This is a genomic window from Ruegeria sp. CL5 (assembly GCF_056536485.1).
Window position 1 is genome coordinate 56568 of the sequence record NZ_JBQFPS010000004.1, and the last position, 18136, is coordinate 74703.

An 18136-nucleotide genomic window follows, 5' to 3' on the forward strand; every position below is an offset into this window, starting at 1 on the left:
AAGCTCCCCCTTGCCGATACACTGTTTTGAGTTAGCGCGGCCTGTGCTCTTGCAGCCGATGTGTCAGCTCTGCGACGGCCTGCTTTCGCCCAAACGCGTCGCGTAAGCTGTCTATCGCAGCGAGTTTTTGCGAACGTAGTTTTGCTAACTCGATATTCAGATTTCGTCGTGTGGATTCTTCCCAACTGTGCCAAACGAGGTCCGCTCCAGTAATCTGATAGCCCTTGGTCAGTGAGTTCTCAGACTTCACTTCGATCGATTGAGCCTGGAGGAGGGACAATTGCCGAAGTATTTTGGCCTCATGTTGCAGCAGAGGGCTAAGCTTTTGGTGTTCTCGCTGAAATACCGCTTCGGCCACACTCGATAGACTTTCAATGTGATCTCGTTTCATCAGATCTGGCCCTTTGCCTTTTTGCGCATGGTTTCGGCAAACCGAATAGCTGCAGCGACCGGGCGATAATATTCTTCGGTAATCTCCTGCCCGATCTTGACCGTGGCGTGTAACGCCCTCGCAGTCGGCGGGTCAGAGTGAATAGGCACGCCTGCCGCACCGGCGGTTGAGCGAATGGTCGCGGCTATTTCGTCAACACCTTTTGCAACGCAGACCGGCGCGCTGCCGGTCGCGCGAGACCACTTCAAAGCAACGGCAAAGTGGGTCGGGTTGACGATCACAACATCGGCTTTGGGAACCTCTGCCATCATCTGATTGGTTGCAATGTCCTGCGCGCGCTGGCGCCGTTGTTGTTTGATATGCGGATCACCTTCGGAATCTTTGGTTTCGTCCTGGATTTCCTTGCGCGACATTCTGTTTTTGCGCAGGTGTTCTGCATGCTGCCACAGATAATCGACAACGCCGATCGCCAATGCAATCGTGATGACGATGAACAGAAAACGTGTGAGCAAACTCATCATCAATAGGATTGAGGATCGTGCGGGTGCAGCGCTCGCTGTTAGAATCTCAGGCAAATTGGCGCGCAAAAACAGTGCTAGGCAAGTGCCGTAAATCAACAATTTCACAAAGCTTTTGGCAAATTCGAAAAGGCCGCCCCGGCCAAATTTGTTCTTAGCATTTGAAATGATCGAGATCCGTGAGATGCGTGGTTTCAACTTGTCTGGGGCAAAAATCAGTGCGCGCTGTGCAATGAGGCTGAGCAATACTGCGGCAGCAGGTAAAACGAATAACACTGCGATCGGGGTCAGTGTCGATTTCAGAATACCAGCGACTGTGGAGGTGGCTGGACCGACGGTCACCAAACCTGCGAATTGGTCTGACTGTTCGATCAGCACCACAAACAGATTACCAAGTTGTTCAGCCATATACGGGCCTGCGACCAATAGTGCGGCGAGCAAACCAGCATATGCGGCGACCACCGACAGGTCATTGGATTTTGCGATTTCACCCTTTTTGCGGGCTTTTTCAAGCTTTTGTGGTGTGGCCTCAAATGACTTGTCGCTGTCGTCGTCCGATGCGCTCATCGCAGACCTCGCAGCGGGCTTTGAAGAAAGTCGAACAACGTGTCAGACCAGGTTGACAGGATAAATGGGACCCCTGCGAACAGTAGGAACAAGCCCGCGAATGTAATTGCCGGTGCACCAACAAACGCGACCATGAGTTGCGGCATTGCCCGGTTGATCACACCGAGGGCGAGGTTGTAGATCAGCGATGCAATGACAAATGGCATTGCCAACGCGAACGCCAACCCAAAGCTGCGCGCAATTTGTATGATGCCCCAAGGTGAAAAGTCGGGTGCCGCTGGCAGGACCCCCATGGGGAATAGCATGTAACTGTTAATCATGAATTGTGCGGCGCGTATATGCAGGCCCAGCAACATTGCCAGCGCCAACCCGGCCAATGTCAGCAGATAACCCATGGCCGGGACGGGCTCGGTAGCTGCGCCGCCCAGAATCTGCGACAGTGACGTAGCTTGCGCCGCAATCGACCCAGCTGTTTGCAGGGCAAGTACAAACAAGCGCAACCCGATGCCGAGCATAAGGCCAATCAGGATTTCAATGCCGATCAAACCTGCCATGTTGGGCGCATCCGGGACTATTTCCGCGGAAGGGATCGCGGGCACGATAATCAGCGTGAATGCGACCGCGACCCCAAGTTTTACCCGCGTCGGAATGCTGCGCTCACCGAATGCGGGTAACAGAGAAACCAAGGCAGATACGCGAAGAAACACGGCGAACAGATGCCACAGGTTTTGCCCAACAAGCGGCAAAAGCTCTGCCGGGGCTGAACTCACGCGGATACCGTTCCGACCAAGGCCGGCCTCGCCTCCAGCCCGATTTCTTCAAAAGACAGAACAGGGTTTGCAACGCCGCGTGCTTGCATGATGGTTCTAAGTAATCGGCGACGCCGGGTCGAGGTGACAACAGCTGGGAACAATCCGCGATCGGCAGATTGCGCAATGCTGTTTACGACCCCATCAGCGAGCTTGTTGAACAGATTTGGTGGCAGTGCCACATCCAACCCGGCATTCGGGGCGTCGATCTGGTAGGTGGCGAAAGTGTCCTCCCACTCGGGCGCTAGCTGGATCAATGGGATCGATCCGTCCTCGCGCTTCATGTCAGAGACCAACTGAAAACCCAACCGCTGTCTAACCAATTCGCAAATCCCTGCGGGCTGAGTTGTGGTCAGGCGCGCTTCGGCTACGCTTTCAAGAATCAGTGCCATGTTGCGGATCGAGACCCGCTCATCAAGCAACAGCCGCAGGACTGCATGCAGCGTGTCGATCGGTACTTTGTCGGGGATCAGTTCGTCCAGCAGCTTGCGGTTGGCCTCTGCCCGAGTCGGATCGCTGAGCCGCGTCATCTCGGACAATAGGCGGCGTAGGGATTTCAGAGTTAGCAAGCGTGAGAAATTCTGTTTGATGATCTCAAGCAGATGGGTCGCAAGGATTTCCGGGGGGGTGACGATTGTAGCCCCATTGAGTGCTGCGGCCTCCTGATCTTTGGGTAATATCCAGCGTGCAGGAGCGCCATAAACGGGTTCAGTCACGTCCGTGCCGTCGGGTAGAAAATCGTGCCCTTCTTGCACCAGAGCAAGCACAAGTTCAGAGTTTAGAACACCACGTGCCTGTTCAACCCCCTGCACTTTGATCACGTAGGTGCCCGTCGGCAGGTCCGCACGGTCGGTCAGACGTATCTCGGGCAGGATCAGGCCAAAGCTTGAAGCGACATAGGTCCGCATATTGGCGATCCGTGCATCTAGGCCGGTACCAGGATTCAATACCATGCTGACCAGGTCAGGTGCGAATTCAAGATGTACATCATCAAGGTCCAGGATGTCTCCGATGGCTTGCGAGACCGGTGTGTCAGCATCGACCACTTGCGGTTCGGTCTCGGCTTCTTCGCTTCGTTTCCGGATACCGGAGTATGCGGCATAGCCCAGAACCCCCGCCCCCAGAATAAAGGGCAGAAACGGCAAGCCGGGAACCAACGCAAACAGAGCCATCAGAACTGCAACTGTCCCCAACGCTGCCGGGTGGCGTCCCAGCTGCGAAAATATCGCGCTGTCAGTTGCGCCTTGCGTACCGCCGCGCGCCAGCAACAAAGCGGAGGCGATCGATATGATCACCGCTGGAATCTGCGAGACCAACCCATCGCCGACGGTCAGGATGGCATAGGTTTCAAAGGCCGATGTGACTGGCATCCCATGCACGATAACGCCCATGACCAGCCCCATCACAAGGTTGAGCAGCGTAATCAGCAGCCCGGCGATGGCGTCACCTTTGACGAATTTTGACGCCCCGTCGAGCGAGCCAAAAAAGGTGGTTTCCTGTTGTTCGCGTTCACGCCGTTCTTTGGCTTGCTGGTGGTCGATGGCTCCGGCAGACATGTCGCTGTCGATGGCAAGCTGTTTGCCGGGCATTCCGTCCAGTGCGAACCGAGCGCCGACTTCGGCCATGCGCGCCGCTCCTTTGGTAATGACCATGAAGTTCACGATCAGAAGCACGCCAAACACCACCAGCCCCAAAAATATGCTGCCGCTCATGACGAATTGAGCAAAGCCCTCGATCACGTCGCCAGCCGCATTGGTGCCAGTATGCCCCTGCCCAATAATCAGCTTGGTCGAGGACACGTTCAGCGACAAACGCAGCATCAGTGAGGCCAGTAGGATCGTCGGGAAGGATGAAAAATCCAAAGGCCGCTCAATGAACAGTGTCAGGGTGAAGATCAGGATCGCCAGTGCAAATGAGGCGGCCAAACCCACATCCAGCACCCAGGCGGGCATTGGCAGGATCATCATGACGATGACCGCCATCAACGCTAATGCCAGCAGAATGGTCGGAGAGAACAAGGTGCGGGGATCGATACGGGGCACGGCCTGCTCCTAGTTAAACGTAATGAAGGCGGTGGCGGTGGTGGTATCGGGCACCAGAGACCCCAGCGCTTTCTGTTCGGCCGGATGTGCGCTCAAGGGTATGAGCGGAGCTGCCGCAGCTGTGAATGGATCGCGTCGACTGACTAGGGGCGATCCGTTCAATTGCGCCAATACAGTCTGAAAGCGGTCTGAATACGCCGCTGCGTGCTGGTGGGTCCGCGAATGGTAGGCCCCGGCAGCGGCAGGCCATGATCCAAGCTCCGCATAGAGCTGGGACAGAAATCGAGCTGCGTAAGCGGCGTTTTCGTCCGGATCGAACATTGCATCGATCGAGCGAAAGGCCTTGCCGTGCCAGCGGTAATTAATCTGGAAGCATCCCACATCAAAATTGCGAGTGCCGGATTTGAAGATGTCGAACACGTAAGATTTTGCTTCGACCTCAGAGGCGAACCAATAGCCTTGCCCCTCGCGATTGACGGTCCAGGGCCAAGGTTCCAGTCTACCGTCCAGCGTACGGCCTGTTTCGACCCGAGCAATTGCCCTGAGGACGTCAAGAGGAACGCCCTCGGCCTGAGCTGCGCGGCGCGCGGCGTGATCGCACAGCGCGGCTGTCGATGTTGCATGTCCGGTGTGGGCTAGAAAGACATGCGCCAAAAGCGCAGCAATGAGAAGTTTATGAATTGGCATTCTGCCGGTCCGGGATTCTGGTCAGTCCCTCTCAAGCTAGCCAATTATCTGTTTACAGAGGGTTAGCGCATCTCAGTTTCGATCAATCTTGCGGCCGAAAACAACGCTGGTGTTAGTGCGCAAAACACCGGGGATGCGCGCGAGCTCGTCAACCAGAATATCAAGGTCCTCGATTCGTGGGGCTTCGGCTGACAGCAACAGGTCAAACTCACCATTGATCGACAAGCACAGCTTCACCTCGGGATAGGCTTCAAGCCGTTTGATGATGCGCGTGGTTTCCTTTTGCTGCACTTCTAGCAGCACAACGATCTGTACCTTCGGAGTGTCTTCGTTTTCTCGCAGTACGACGGAGTAACCAGCAATAACACCCCGCTCTTCCATGCGATTAATGCGTTCATGCACAGTTGTCCGGGCAACACCCAGCATTGCCGCGATGCGCGTAGTCGAGTCGCGCGCGTTGTGTTGGAGAGCGGCGATGATGCGTCGGTCAAGCTGGTCCATGCGGTCTCCGGGATGAGGCAGGTGTGCCCGGGTTTAAGGTAGATGCCGGGCAAAGCTCAAGGTTCATGAGGAATGCGAGGGTGCAACTCGTCAATGATGATCGGATGGGCATGCGGTTTGGGTCCTGCGAGATGCGGATGATCCGGCGACAGTTCCGGATGGTTGTGGACCACAGATTTTGCGTCGGTGCGAGGCCAAACCCTTATCACGAAGATAAGGCCCAAAACGGCAGCGGTGGCCATCCCGGCCATGGCGACCGTCGAACCAAACCAGGTCATCAGCGATCCGGCTAACGGATACAGCACCAACCAGCAGGCATGAGACAGGGTGAATTGGGCGGCGAAGACTGCCGGGCGATCTTCGGGATGTGCAGATCGGGTCAGCAGGCGACCCGATGGTGTCAGAGTGCTAGAATATCCAAAGCCAACCAGTATCCAGATCGCAGTCAGCACGCCTAGCGTCATCGGTATGGTTGCGGCCAGAATAGCGGCCACCGCCATTGTTCCGGTTGCCATTGTGGCACCACTCAGCATGACACGACGATCAGGGATCCGATCCAGCAGGCGTGGCAGCGCGAACGCAGCCAACATCGAACCACCACCAAAACCGGCCAATGCAATGGCAACAGCGCTTTCAGACAGGTCGAGATCACCACGCACGATCACAACGGTATTAACGATCACCATCGAACTAAGGGCCGCTGCGCTCCAGCTCAGAGCCAACAGGCCACGTAGGCGCGGGGTCTTGAGGTATATTCTGATACCACGGGTGGTTCGGTCATAGATGCCGCGTGGTTCTTTCGGTTTTGGGGAAGGCAGTGTTGCAGACACCACAAGCAGGGCGGAAGCGACAAAGCCAATACTGGTGCCCAGGAACAGACTGTCGAAACTGACGATCAATAAGAGTGCGGCGGCCAGTATCGGGCTTAGAAGACTTTCCAGATCGTATGCCAGACGCGACAGAGACAGGGCTTTGGTATAGTCCTGTTCGTCTGTCAGAACGTCAGGAATCGTCGCCTGAAAGGCCGGAGTGAACCCGGCAGAAGCCGATTGCAGGACAAAGATCAGCACATAGACCTGCCAAATTTCAGTGACGAATGGCAAACACAGAGCGACGATTGCACGCACAATGTCCAATGCCACAAGCATTCTACGCCGGTCCAAACGTTCGGCAAAGGCTGCGGCAAGAGGAGCCACAGTGACATAGGCTACCATCTTTATGGTTAGCGCGGTGCCTAGAACCAACCCTGCTGAATCTCCGGCCAGATCAAATGCTAAAAGCCCCAGCGCCACTGTCGCCAGACCGGTGCCTGTCAGGGCCACAATCTGGGCAGCCAGCAGATGCCGATAGGTGCGATTTGTCAGGACGCTGAGCATTGGTCAGAGGTACTTGGTTATTGTTTTGAAGTCTTCGATGGCAGTCTGATCCGCTTCACCAGACAGGCAGTGATCAACATGATCATGGATCAGCACGCGCTTGGCGTTTGTGATAGCTTTCTCCACCGCAAAAAGCTGCTGAGCGATGTCAGCGCAGGGGGCTTCAGCTTCGAGCATGGTGATCACCTTGGCCAAATGCCCGTGCGCGCGTTTCAGGCGCGCGGTGATCTGCGGGTGAGAATTATGGGTATGGGATGTCATGGCGTATCCTTATCCTCCCCATGGGGTTATTGTCAAGTTAGTCGCGATGCTATAACTACGCGCGCACCGAGGACGTTGAGTTTGGCTGCGAAACCTCCTATCTCGGGGTCGAGACCGCACAAAGGAAGTCGGCGTGGCGAATTACCTGTATAAAAACGATCTGCCCGAAGGGTTGGATATGGGCCCGGTCGTGGCCATCGATTGCGAAACCATGGGGCTGAACCCGCATCGGGACCGGCTGTGTGTCATCCAGATGTCGGGTGGGGATGGAAATTGTCACATCGTTCAGGTCGAAAAGGGTCAATCATCAGCTCCGAACCTCTGTGCAATGCTTGAGGACCCCAATGTGTTGAAGCTGTTCCATTTTGGCCGCTTCGATATTGCAGCCATGTATCACGCGTTCGGTGTGCTTGCAGCGCCGGTCTATTGCACCAAGATCGCCAGCCGGTTGGTGCGTACCTACACCGACCGCCATGGCCTGAAGAACCTGTGTCAGGAACTGCTGGGTGTCGATATTTCGAAACAGCAGCAAATGAGCGATTGGGGTGCGGAAACCCTGACGGATGCTCAGCTGGACTATGCTGCATCGGATGTATTGTATCTGCACCGTCTGCGCGACGCGCTGGACGGTCGGCTTGCCCGTGAAGACCGTACCGAGGTGGCACAGGCCTGTTTTGATTTCCTCCCCACGCGTGCGAAGCTTGACCTCGCAGGCTGGCCCGAAACTGATATTTTTGCGCACTCATGACAGATACTGAGTCCTTTTTGAAAACTGCACGCCAGGTCATCACCGATGAGGCCCGTGCCTTGGACGTCCTTGCCGAAGGCTTGGACGAGCATTTTGCCGAAGCTGTGCAGCTGATCCTGCAGGCCACAGGCCGCATCATCATTAGCGGTATCGGTAAGTCCGGGCATATCGGCCACAAGATCGCGGCGACCTTGGCTAGTACCGGTACGCCAGCCTATTTTGTCCACCCGGCCGAGGCCAGCCATGGTGATTTGGGCATGGTCTCGAAAGGGGATGTGGTTCTGGCTATATCGAACTCAGGTGAAGCGCCGGAACTTGCCAATCTGCTGGCCTTTACGCGGCGTTTTGGAATTCCGCTGATTGGTCTGTCCAGCAAGCCCGAAAGCACGTTGATGAAGCAGGCTGACGTGCACCTGCTTATTCCATCGATGGGAGAAGCCTGCGGATTTGGTATGGTTCCCTCGATCTCGACCACTCTGACGTTGGCGATGGGTGACGCTTTGGCAATCGCGTTGATGAAATACCGAGATTTCAGGCCCGAGGATTTTCGTGCCTACCACCCAGGAGGCAAACTGGGGGCGCAATTATCCACCGTGCGCGATTTGATGCACAAAGATATGCCTCTGGTAACTGCCGGTACTCCGATGAGCGAGGCACTGCTGGTTATGAGCCAGAAGAGCTTTGGGGTCGTTGGCGTTACTGATGAGGCCGGCTGTTTGCTGGGCATTATCACGGATGGTGACCTGCGTCGAAACATGGACGGGCTACTGAACAAAAACACCACCGAGGTAATGACCGAAAATCCTCTGACCATCGCGCCAAACGCAATGGCAGAAGAGGCGGTTTCGATCATGAATGATCGCAAGATCACTTCTCTTTTTGTGGTGGATCCCGAGACCAATGGTCCGACATCGGGGCTGTTGCATATCCACGACTGTCTGCGTGTAGGGCTGGGTTAAGGAAATGGCCGAGGTGGATCGCCATTCCCGTTGGGTGCAGTTTCTGAAAGTTCTGCTACCACTGGCGGCGATTCTTATATTGTCCTCTGTGTTTTTGCTGTCCCGCAGCATCGACACCAATGTATCGGTGCCCTTCAATGATCAGGATATTGGAGAGCGACTGACAGATCAGGTTGTTACCCGCCCCGACTACAAAGGCGTAACCCGCAAGGGCGAAGGGATTCGGGTCGAGGCTCGTCGTGCCAGCCAAAGTGGTGAACTAGAAACCCCAACGGCGTCTGAGGTTCAGGGGCGATTTGAGTTGAGCAGCGGTGGCGAGATTACACTAGAATCGAATACGGGCATGATCCGGCCAGACAAGGGCACCGCGACATTTGTGGGCGATGTAGTCATCACGACGGCGGATGGTATTCAGGTAACGACTGACCTTTTGAATACATCTTTGGATGAAATCCGCGGCGACAGCCCAGGTCAGATTGACGGAACGGGTCCGATTGGCGACTTTACCGCAGGGCGAATGATTTTTGGGACTGTAAAAAAGGACGGTCCGGTCCATATTCTTTTTACAGGCGGCGTGAAGCTGATATACGAGCCGCAAAAAGCAGAAAGATAACTTGTGTTCGATTTACGTGTCGCCGTTTTGTGTTGTGCCATCGCAGTTGGGGCCGCGCCTGCATTTGCGCAGGAGGCTCAGGTTGCATTTGGATCGGTGAACGCGGACCCGACCCTGCCGGTTGAAGTCACGTCCGAGACTCTGAACGTAAATCAGGAAGACGGCTCTGCCGAGTTTATCGGCAACGTGATCGTCATACAGGGTGAAATGCGCCTGACGGCAGATCGCGTTCTTGTCATCTATAACGAAGAACGTTCGGCCATTGATCGGATGGAGGCGACGGAAAATGTCGTTCTGGTCAGTCCACCTGACGCTGCCGAAGGTGATTGGGCGGAATACACCATCGATTCCGGTGTGATTGAAATGAAGGGCAATGTGCTGCTGACTCAGGGGCCCAGCATTATCAGCGGTGATCAGATGATCGCAAATCTGACGTCCGGAACCGCAACGATGTCAGGGCGCGTCAAGACGATCCTGCAGCAAGGTGGCAACTGATGAACCGTCCCGAATTGTCCATCGCTGAAGGCTCTTCCGGTCTGAAAATCGAGAAGCTGCGGAAGTCTTATCGCAAGAAGACCGTCATCCGTGACGTGTCTATGGAGCTGAACCGATCTGAGGTCGTGGCGCTGCTGGGGCCGAATGGATCGGGCAAGACCACCACGTTCTATTCCGTCGCAGGGCTGGTTTTTCCCGAGGCAGGTACCGTGACCATTGACGGGCAGAACGTCACGACTCTGCCAATGTATCGCCGTGCGCGGTTGGGTATCGGTTATCTGCCACAGGAAATGTCAATTTTCCGCGGTATGAGCGTCGAGGACAATATCGCCTCGGTTCTGGATATCACGGTCAAACACGCTCATCGCCGGAAAGAGCGGCTTGAAGAGCTGTTATCGGATTTCTCGATCGAACATTTGCGCCGCGCGCCAGCGCTTGCTCTCTCTGGTGGAGAGCGGCGCCGGGTTGAGATCGCGCGCTGTTTGGCCGCCGATCCGAATTATTTGCTGTTGGACGAGCCCTTTGCAGGGGTCGACCCGATCAGTGTCGGTGATATCCGGCATTTGGTGGCTGATCTGAAGAAACGGGGTATCGGGGTTTTGATCACGGATCACAACGTCCGGGAAACGCTGGAAATTGTGGATCGCGCCTACATTCTGCATGACGGTCAAGTTCTGATGTCCGGCACCCCAGACGAGGTGGTGGAAAACGAAAATGTGCGTCGGGTCTATCTGGGCGAAAACTTCCGTATTTCATAAGTTTACGCGGAAATGCGCCGGGCGCATGGCGGAAATCTCGCATAAACACATCTGTTTTGATTGACTCTCCCGTCGTCCCTTGCATCAATTGGGACATGGCATTGCTTCGGTTCCAGTCAGGATCTCGATGTCCCTTCTTGGAAGGGCAGGATCAGCGGCAACCGCAGAAAATGCCGATACCCCCCACCCGATAAAAACAAGTCAGTCGCGTTACGCGGCGTCAGAATGGGTGTGAATTGTGAAGGAGATCACATGCGTTACCAAATCAGCGGAAAACAGATCGACATCGGTGCGGCGCTGCAGACCCACGTGCAGACCGAACTGGGCGAGGTCGTGGGCAAGTACGCCCAGCGACCGACTGACGCCAACGTCGTCTTTTCCCGTTCGGCGCATGAATATGTATGCGAAACCACTGTGCATCTGTCGACTGGCCTGACCGCTCAGGCCAAGGCTCATGCGACCGAGATTTATGCGGCGTTTGAAGGCTGCTGTGACAAGATGGAGACACAACTACGGCGTTACAAACGGCGCCTCAAAGACCACCATAAGGATCGATCCGAGCCGGTTGAACTCTTTGGCGCGTCCTCTTATATCCTCGCCTCTGACGAATCGAACACGGCGGATGAACCCGAATCGCTGCAGCCAATGATTGTGGCTGAGATGGAGACCAAGATCCCATCGCTCAGTGTTGGGGAAGCTGTTATGCAAATGGAACTTGCCGGTGCCCCGGTGCTGGTGTTCCGGAATGAGAACAAGGACGGATTGAATGTCGTATATCGTCGTGAGGACGGCAATATTGGCTGGATTGATCCGTAACAGGCAAGAATAGTCGGAACGCCCCCTCGCAGAGGGGGCACGGCTTAGGAGCAGATTGATGGAGCTTTCGAGTATTCTAAAGCCCGAAGCGGTGCGTGTATTGTCCGCTGCGTCCAGTAAGAAGCGATTGTTTCAGGAAATTGGCGACGTAGGCGCTGCGACGCTTGGGCTGGATGCGCAGGCCATCGTTGAAAGCTTGCTCGAGCGGGAGAGCCTTGGCCCGACTGGCGTTGGCCATGGTGTTGCGCTTCCACACGCTCGGTTGTCGGAACTGGAATCGGTCTCGGGTGTGTTTGTCATGCTCGAGAAACCCATCGACTTTGGCTCGGTCGACCGTCAGCCCGTTGATCTGGCGTTTTCGCTGTTTGCCCCTGAAGAAGCCGGGGTTGAGCATCTGAAGGCGCTGGCGTTGGTCTCGCGCACATTGCGTGAGCAATCGGTCTGCGCGAAGTTGCGGGCAAATCCTGATCCGGTAAAGCTGTATGCTATTCTGACCGAAGCTCAGTCGATGCAAGCGGCGTAGGGTACTAAGAAACGAAGAATCCGTTGAACGACGGCAAGGTAGTCATCGTTGGCGCCGCCTTTTGCGGGCAATACAGGGCTGATCAGTCCAACTAAAGATGATCCCAAAGAAAACTGAATATGGCGGCTAGGTAGAGGCCGGCGATCACATAGATTTTGTGTCCTTCATCCACCCATTCCTGCATTGTTAATGTAAAGCACTTTAGGCGACATGCGTCGTGCGAACCTGTAAACTCGCCGCCGAGCATCAGGAATGTCGCGATTCCGCCGAACAAAATCAGCGATATCCATTTTCTGTTTTGTCTGGGTATCTTAATTCGCATTGGGATTGCTTAGAGGAACACGATGGATATCACCGTGAACTATGTCACGCTTTAGCAGATGCCGCGTAAGCAGCGTTAAAATCCAATGCAAGTTGCTATCCAACGCCACCACCTTTTTCGGATTGCCCTCTGTGCTCACTCATTATTTTGACCAAAATAGCGTCTCTGAAATGACAGCACCCTCGCAAAAGTCTGCGAGGGTGCTCGTTTCGCAAGGGTGATAGACAGTCAAAGGTTCGTTCGGCCTGCGACCGGAATACTCAGCCGCCGGTGCCCATCTCCAATGTCCACCAGATTTTACCGCCTTTTTCCTGATGCCAGGCAAAGCCCATCTGTGTGGCTTTGGGGTCCATTATTACCGCACGCGGTCCGGGTTCCTGCATCCAAGCAGCCAGCGTTTCCGTCTCAGTCTCATAGGTCTCCGAGATCGCTTCGCCCAGGAAGGTGCCATAATACCCAACCCGCGAAGCCCGATCCAGGGGGGAAGACCCATCCGAACCAAAATGCCAAGGCCGATTTTGGCGGGCCATGTCCTTAGAGTGAGTCTCGGCGGCTGCGTTCAGTTTTGCATTCAACTGAACTTGCTGCAGACCTGAGGCTTGCCGCAGTGCGTTTACTGAATCCAGCATCCGGAACTGCAACTTCTCTGGGTTGCCGCGGATTTTATAGACGCTCGGCAATGGCCTGCCATCAGCACCAAGAGTTGTCGTACCCGAATCGGTACATGCGGCAAGTGCGACTAAACAAATCGCTAGAAGAGAAAGAATACGTGTCATGATCGGCCTGAATTTAGTGTCGACCAAGGAAATAGCCTGCCTGAGCGCCCAGAGCAAACGCACAAAGGCCCAACCTTGCGTGATTCTGCCGGTTTGATTTGCGATTGAGGCATTCTGGCCATAAAATATCACAGAAATTGCATGTGCTCATAACAAAGGACCGCTCAACATGGTCAAGAAAACTCTTTTGTCTCCGACGCGTCGCGGCTTTCTGGCGGCAGCCACTGCCAGTTTGGCTTCGCCTGCGCTGGCCCAATACATTCCGGGTGATCCGTTGCGCCCTGCGCCCGAACCTGAGCCTCAGGTACGACGCAATGTATCCGGATTCAGGGCGATGGATTGGCAGCCTTACTTTTCCAATACCAGAAACGGGGCCATTCTGGTCGATACGGTATCCCGAGCGCTGCATTATTGGTCAGATGATCAATCCGTATACAAACTGTACCCCTCGTCAGTGCCATTGACCGAAGAATTGACCCGTCGTGGGCGCACCAGTGTCATCCGCAAAGTCGAGGGTCCAAGTTGGTCACCGACGCCATCGATGAAAAAACGCAACCCCGAATGGCCTGATTATATCCCGCCGGGGCCTGATAACCCATTGGGTACGCACGCTTTATATCTGAGTTGGAAATATTATCGCATTCACGGCACCCATGATACACGCAAAATCGGCCGTCGGTCTTCGAACGGATGCATTGGTTTGTTCAACGAAGATATCGCTGAGTTGTTCTCAATGGCCAAGGTCGGTACGCAAGTGTTGCTAATTTGACGACATTTTCGCGCACGAACCTGCCATTTACGTAAGTTGCAATTGCAATCCATGGGGATAGCTGATTAGAAAAACTCACGAGGTAAGTCTTAGATGTGCGGTTTCGCTATTGGGAATCGCGCAAATTCTGGAGGTTAATATGAAGAAACTCGTTCTCGCTGCTGCTCTGACTGCTGCTGCTTCGACCGCATATGCTGGCAACCTGGAAGAGCCGGTTGTTGAAGCACCTGTAGTTGTCGAAGAAACCCAAGGTTCGTCGCAGGGCATCATCCTGCCGCTGATCCTGCTGGTTGTAGTTGCCGCAGCTGTTGCAGCAAGCTAAGTCGACGAGACTTTATCAATTTAAAAAGGCGGTGGTGCAAACCACCGCCTTTTTTTGTGCTTGGTTAAGTGGCCGTCATTCCAACCAGCCGCGCAAATTGTCTTGGATCACCTTGCTCAGTGCCGCGATATGCGAATCATCATCGTTGAGGCACGGGATATAGGTGAACGATTCGCCACCCGCATGTTCGAAGCTTTCCTTGATCTCTTCGTTGATCTCTTCCAGCGTTTCGATGCAGTCGGCAGAGAATGCAGGCGCGATAACGGCGATATTTTTCTTACCTGCCCGAGCAAGATCGGCCACATGATCGACGGTGTAGGGTTTCAGCCACTCTTCCGGCCCAAATCGCGATTGGAAGGTTGAGACAAGCTGGTCATCTGACCAACCCAAACGCTCTTTCAGAAGTCTTGAGGTTTTGACGCACTGGCAATGGTAGGGATCACCTTGCTGTAGATAGCGTTCCGGCATACCGTGATACGAGCACACGAGGACATCCGGTTTGGTCTCCATCACTGCATAGGCACGCTCGACCGAACTTGCCAGTGCGTCGATATAACAGGGTTCATCGAAATAGGCCGGCACAGTTCGGCTGGCCGGCTGCCAGGTTTCTTTCATCAAAGCACGGAAGAATTGATCATTCGCTGTGGCGGTCGTAGCCCCGGCATATTGCGGGTAGAGCGGGAAGAAAAGGATGCGATCACAGCCTTCTTCCACCATCTGGCGCACCTTTGAAGGGGTCGAAGGATTACCGTAGCGCATGCAGAATTCGACCATGACCTGATCGCCATACTGTTCGTGCATCGCCTCGCGTATCTTGGCAGTCTGGTCCTTGGTGATCGTCATCAAAGGGCTTTCACCCTTGTCGTGATTCCAGATCGACTTGTACGCTTCGCCCGAACTGAAAGGGCGTTTGGTCAGGATGATGCTTTGCAGAATGGGCTGCCATTTCCAGGCCGGGTAGTCGATCACGCGCTTGTCTGACAAAAATTCGTTCAGATAACGCCGCATGGGCCAATAGCTATAATCATCAGGTGTGCCCAAGTTGGCCAGCAGGACACCGACACGTCCCGTTTTAACCTTGGGATGCTCTGCGGGCGCGTGGGTAGGACGAGTGGCATCAAACATGTGAAGCTTCCTGAATTTATGTGTCTGGCCTGAGATAACGGGAAAAGGCCGGTCGTCAATCGGGCAGTTTGCCCTCATCCGTGCCCAACGCATCAGCAAGGCGCATTTGGGCCGATCCCGGACGCAAAGGTTTGGGCTGACTGTCATCAGGTGACCAGCCTGTCAGGCAGACCAGTTCGTAAGTTCCCCTCAAACGGCCTTGGGAGGTTGCGAAATGAGCGGCATAGATTTCCTGCGCTTTCTCGAAAACAGCCCGCCGGGTCGGTTGCTTCAGACGATCTTGCAGCGCATTGGTTTCTCCCATCGCGCGCAAATCATGCATCAGATGGTTAAGGTCGCGATATTCGGCAGATAACGTTGCCTTGTCTGCAACGGGCAAAGCCAAACCAGCCCGTTGCAGCAACGCGCCCAGATCACGTAATTCTGCCATCGGCGCAATACGCGGGCTTAGACCGCCCGTAATCTCAATCTCCGCTTGACCCAGTGCTGAACGCAACTCCTGAAGGGTTTCGCCGCCCAAGCACACGACCAAGAGCAAACCATCAGGTTTCAGAGCACGATGGCATTGGATTAATTGGCCAACCGGGTCGTTTGCCCAATGCAGCGCCATCGCGTGTATAACCAGGTCATGCGCGCTTGGCGTCAGGTCCAGAACCTCATCATCCGGGATGAACCGGGCCTCGGTCCATAATCCTTCCCAGATGTGTGGGAACGGGGTCACGATGACAGGCGCCTTAAAGGTTTTATTAACCATCGATAGACGATCCTGAACCTCGTCAACAGCGGCGCGGTGCAGAAACAGCGCCTCATCCTGCGCGCGGCTGCGGTGGAGCGCGAGGGCAGCGCGGTCAAACAGAGAGGGTGCAGTGTCGGACGGCAGTTTCATAAGCCGCAAGTATCGCATTCGTCGGGGGATTCAAACCGTTGTCGAGATGATCTATCCCCCGCGTTGCCTTTCATGCGGTGCGCTGACTGAATCCGACTTTGGCCTCTGCGGTCCATGCTGGCGAGACACACCATTTATCGGCGGCGCAGTTTGCGAAAGTTGCGGCGTGCCGGTCCCCGGCGCACGGGATGGGCATAGAATCGAATGCGACGACTGCCTCACAAAACCACACGCTTGGCAGGACGGTCGGGCAGCTCTGATGTATCAAGGGGGTGCCAAATCGCTGATACTGGCGTTGAAACATGGGGATCGTACGGAATTGGCGCGCCCGGCTGCGCGCTGGATGGCACGAGCCGGATCCGAGGTGTTTCGCCCCAACATGTTGATCGCGCCAGTCCCGCTGCATTGGTCCCGAATGATCCGCAGGCGATATAACCAATCCGCATTGCTTGCGCATCATCTGGGCCAGGAAACGGGTCTGGCCGTATGCCCTGATCTCTTGGTTCGAACCAGACGCACGCCTGTCCTGGATGGCAAAACAGCGGTTGAACGCGCGGCAGCACTCGCCGATGCCATAGCTGTACATCCGAAACGGGAACGTATGACACAGGGCCGCGATATTCTTCTGGTCGATGACGTTATGACCTCGGGTGCGACACTGGAGGCCTGCGCGCGTGTCTGCCGTGCTTCAGGAGCAAATCATATTTTCGTGTTGGTACTGGCGCGCGTTGCCAAGGATGCCTAATTCGCCCAAGAATGTGCGAAACCCAAAGGGACGGAATATGAAGCCGGTAGAAATCTACACCTCGCCGCTGTGCGGCTTTTGCCACGCTGCCAAACGGTTGTTGAAGCAGAAAGGCGTCAAGTTTTCGGAAGTCGACGTGCTGATGCATCCCAAACGCAAACCCGAGATGATCCAGCGGGCGGGTGGGAAACGCACTGTCCCGCAGATTTTCATCGGCCAAACTCATGTTGGCGGTTGCGATGACCTCTACGAGCTTGAACGTCAGGGCAAGCTGGATCGCCTGCTCGCGGCCTGATGCAGACCGCTCTGCTGCAAATCACCTCGTCGGACGACCCGGTCCAGAATCTGGACATGGTGCGCGCCATGATGGCCGAGGCTGCAGAGCAAGGCGCGGGCTTTATACTGACCCCCGAGGTGACGAACTGCGTCTCGACCAGCACTACGCGGCAGCACGAAGTTCTGCAGCATGAAGAGGATGACATCACTCTGGCTGGCCTGCGCAAGCACGCCGCTGATTTGGGTGTTTGGCTGCTGATCGGCTCTTTGGGGATCAAGACCCACGATGCCGATGGCCGCTTTGCCAACCGTAGCTTCATGATCAATCGGCAGGGGCAGATCGTGGCGCGATACGACAAGATCCACATGTTTGACGTGCAGGTCAGTGAGACCGAGACGTTCCGCGAATCGAAGAACTATCGCCCCGGCGAGTATGCCGTGATCGCAGATACAGATTTCGGGAAAGTTGGTATGACGATCTGCTATGATATCCGCTTTCCGCATCTTTATGCAGCGCTGGCGCAGGCTGGAGCACAGATTCTAACCGTCCCGGCAGCGTTTTCGCCGGTCACAGGTGCTGCACATTGGGAATCCCTGCTGCGCGCGCGGGCGATTGAAACAGGTTGCTGGGTGCTTGCCCCGGCGCAGACTGGCGCGCATCCAAAGACGCGCGGCAAGACCCGATATACCCATGGCCACAGCATCGTCGTGGCCCCTTGGGGAGAGGTCGTCATCGACGCAGGCACCGATCCGGGCATTCACTTTTTCGAATTGCATGATAGTTCTGTGTCCGAGGCGCGCCGACGCGTGCCCTCATTGACCCATGTACGGCCTTTCACAGGTCCCTGATC

At 55.3% G+C, this 18136-nt stretch carries 23 protein-coding genes; 12 read left to right on the plus strand and 11 right to left on the minus strand.

Annotated elements, in window-relative coordinates; genetic code table 11:
* Nucleotides 1-31 precede the first annotated feature (31 nt).
* From ACR0IU_RS08185 to ACR0IU_RS08220, 8 genes are all read right to left on the minus strand, one after another.
* On the minus strand, nt 32-391 hold the full coding sequence (locus ACR0IU_RS08185; protein ID WP_480715905.1) for a hypothetical protein: 360 nt from the start codon (nt 389-391) through the stop codon (nt 32-34).
* On the minus strand, nt 391-1476 hold the full coding sequence (flhB, locus tag ACR0IU_RS08190) for a flagellar type III secretion system protein FlhB (RefSeq protein ID WP_480715906.1): 1086 nt from the start codon (nt 1474-1476) through the stop codon (nt 391-393). Before flhB ends, ACR0IU_RS08185 begins: the two co-directional genes overlap by 1 nt.
* Nucleotides 1473-2246 (minus strand): flagellar biosynthetic protein FliR, encoded by a 774-nt coding sequence (locus ACR0IU_RS08195; protein ID WP_480715907.1) that lies wholly within the window; start codon nt 2244-2246, stop codon nt 1473-1475. The genes flhB and ACR0IU_RS08195 overlap by 4 nt, the downstream gene beginning before the upstream one ends.
* The gene (gene flhA / locus ACR0IU_RS08200) at nt 2243-4327 is read right to left on the minus strand and encodes a flagellar biosynthesis protein FlhA (RefSeq protein ID WP_480715908.1); all 2085 of its coding nucleotides are present in this window, start codon (nt 4325-4327) and stop codon (nt 2243-2245) included. Before flhA ends, ACR0IU_RS08195 begins: the two co-directional genes overlap by 4 nt.
* Nucleotides 4328-4336: 9 nt before the next feature.
* Nucleotides 4337-5014: a lytic transglycosylase domain-containing protein gene (locus ACR0IU_RS08205; protein ID WP_480715909.1), complete on the minus strand. Its 678-nt coding sequence runs from the start codon at nt 5012-5014 to the stop codon at nt 4337-4339.
* A gap of 72 nt (nt 5015-5086) precedes the next feature.
* Complete coding sequence (locus ACR0IU_RS08210; RefSeq protein WP_170473559.1) at nt 5087-5515, minus strand: Lrp/AsnC family transcriptional regulator; 429 nt, start codon at nt 5513-5515, stop codon at nt 5087-5089.
* Nucleotides 5516-5571: 56 nt separating this feature from the next.
* On the minus strand, nt 5572-6891 hold the full coding sequence (locus ACR0IU_RS08215) for an MFS transporter (protein WP_480715910.1): 1320 nt from the start codon (nt 6889-6891) through the stop codon (nt 5572-5574).
* Nucleotides 6892-6894: 3 nt separating this feature from the next.
* Nucleotides 6895-7152, minus strand: a complete 258-nt coding sequence (locus ACR0IU_RS08220) for a metal-sensing transcriptional repressor (RefSeq protein WP_010442509.1) — start codon at nt 7150-7152, stop codon at nt 6895-6897.
* 133 nt (nt 7153-7285) lie between these two features.
* Here ACR0IU_RS08220 and ACR0IU_RS08225 point away from each other — a divergent pair, with 133 nt between their 5' ends.
* From ACR0IU_RS08225 to ACR0IU_RS08255, 7 genes are all read left to right on the plus strand, one after another.
* Nucleotides 7286-7900, plus strand: a complete 615-nt coding sequence (locus tag ACR0IU_RS08225) for a ribonuclease D (protein ID WP_170546744.1) — start codon at nt 7286-7288, stop codon at nt 7898-7900.
* Nucleotides 7897-8859 carry a KpsF/GutQ family sugar-phosphate isomerase gene (locus tag ACR0IU_RS08230; protein WP_010442511.1) on the plus strand — a complete coding sequence of 321 codons (963 nt, stop codon included), beginning with the start codon at nt 7897-7899 and terminating at the stop codon, nt 8857-8859. Before ACR0IU_RS08225 ends, ACR0IU_RS08230 begins: the two co-directional genes overlap by 4 nt.
* 4 nt (nt 8860-8863) lie before the next feature.
* Nucleotides 8864-9472, plus strand: a complete 609-nt coding sequence (locus ACR0IU_RS08235; RefSeq protein WP_480715911.1) for an LPS export ABC transporter periplasmic protein LptC — start codon at nt 8864-8866, stop codon at nt 9470-9472.
* 3 nt (nt 9473-9475) lie between these two features.
* Entirely contained in the window at nt 9476-9967 is a 492-nt protein-coding gene (locus tag ACR0IU_RS08240) for an LptA/OstA family protein (RefSeq protein ID WP_260023698.1), read from the plus strand.
* Complete coding sequence (gene lptB / locus ACR0IU_RS08245) at nt 9967-10725, plus strand: LPS export ABC transporter ATP-binding protein (RefSeq protein ID WP_170473598.1); 759 nt, start codon at nt 9967-9969, stop codon at nt 10723-10725. The genes ACR0IU_RS08240 and lptB overlap by 1 nt, the downstream gene beginning before the upstream one ends.
* Before the next feature lie 252 nt (nt 10726-10977).
* Nucleotides 10978-11541: a ribosome hibernation-promoting factor, HPF/YfiA family gene (hpf, locus tag ACR0IU_RS08250; RefSeq protein ID WP_010442515.1), complete on the plus strand. Its 564-nt coding sequence runs from the start codon at nt 10978-10980 to the stop codon at nt 11539-11541.
* Nucleotides 11542-11599: 58 nt separating this feature from the next.
* Nucleotides 11600-12064, plus strand: coding sequence for a PTS sugar transporter subunit IIA (locus ACR0IU_RS08255; protein WP_170473601.1), 465 nt, complete (start codon nt 11600-11602; stop codon nt 12062-12064).
* 582 nt (nt 12065-12646) lie between these two features.
* Here the strand turns inward: ACR0IU_RS08255 and dalA are convergent.
* The gene (gene dalA, locus ACR0IU_RS08260) at nt 12647-13162 is read right to left on the minus strand and encodes a divisome-associated lipoprotein DalA (RefSeq protein ID WP_480715912.1); all 516 of its coding nucleotides are present in this window, start codon (nt 13160-13162) and stop codon (nt 12647-12649) included.
* A 169-nt stretch (nt 13163-13331) separates the two neighbouring features.
* Here dalA and ACR0IU_RS08265 point away from each other — a divergent pair, with 169 nt between their 5' ends.
* Together ACR0IU_RS08265 and ACR0IU_RS08270 are read left to right on the plus strand one after the other, a co-directional pair.
* Nucleotides 13332-13931 carry a L,D-transpeptidase gene (locus ACR0IU_RS08265; RefSeq protein WP_319545686.1) on the plus strand — a complete coding sequence of 200 codons (600 nt, stop codon included), beginning with the start codon at nt 13332-13334 and terminating at the stop codon, nt 13929-13931.
* A gap of 139 nt (nt 13932-14070) precedes the next feature.
* Nucleotides 14071-14253 carry a hypothetical protein gene (locus ACR0IU_RS08270; RefSeq protein ID WP_010442520.1) on the plus strand — a complete coding sequence of 61 codons (183 nt, stop codon included), beginning with the start codon at nt 14071-14073 and terminating at the stop codon, nt 14251-14253.
* Nucleotides 14254-14328: 75 nt separating this feature from the next.
* Here ACR0IU_RS08270 and hemH read toward each other — a convergent pair whose 3' ends face one another.
* A complete protein-coding gene (hemH, locus tag ACR0IU_RS08275) occupies nt 14329-15378 on the minus strand; it encodes a ferrochelatase (RefSeq protein WP_480715913.1) in 1050 nt (349 codons plus the stop codon).
* 55 nt (nt 15379-15433) lie between these two features.
* Nucleotides 15434-16264, minus strand: coding sequence for a methyltransferase domain-containing protein (locus ACR0IU_RS08280; protein WP_480715914.1), 831 nt, complete (start codon nt 16262-16264; stop codon nt 15434-15436).
* On the opposite strand from ACR0IU_RS08280, the gene ACR0IU_RS08285 reads away from it, so the two are divergent.
* From ACR0IU_RS08285 to ACR0IU_RS08295, 3 genes are read left to right on the plus strand one after another with little or no spacing between them, the layout of a single operon-like run.
* A complete protein-coding gene (locus tag ACR0IU_RS08285; RefSeq protein ID WP_480715915.1) occupies nt 16245-17009 on the plus strand; it encodes a double zinc ribbon domain-containing protein in 765 nt (254 codons plus the stop codon). The two genes, ACR0IU_RS08280 and ACR0IU_RS08285, sit on opposite strands and share 20 nt — an antisense overlap.
* Nucleotides 17010-17046: 37 nt before the next feature.
* On the plus strand, nt 17047-17304 hold the full coding sequence (gene grxC / locus ACR0IU_RS08290; protein ID WP_010442524.1) for a glutaredoxin 3: 258 nt from the start codon (nt 17047-17049) through the stop codon (nt 17302-17304).
* Nucleotides 17304-18134 carry a carbon-nitrogen hydrolase family protein gene (locus tag ACR0IU_RS08295; protein ID WP_480715916.1) on the plus strand — a complete coding sequence of 277 codons (831 nt, stop codon included), beginning with the start codon at nt 17304-17306 and terminating at the stop codon, nt 18132-18134. The genes grxC and ACR0IU_RS08295 overlap by 1 nt, the downstream gene beginning before the upstream one ends.
* Nucleotides 18135-18136: the final 2 nt, after the last annotated feature.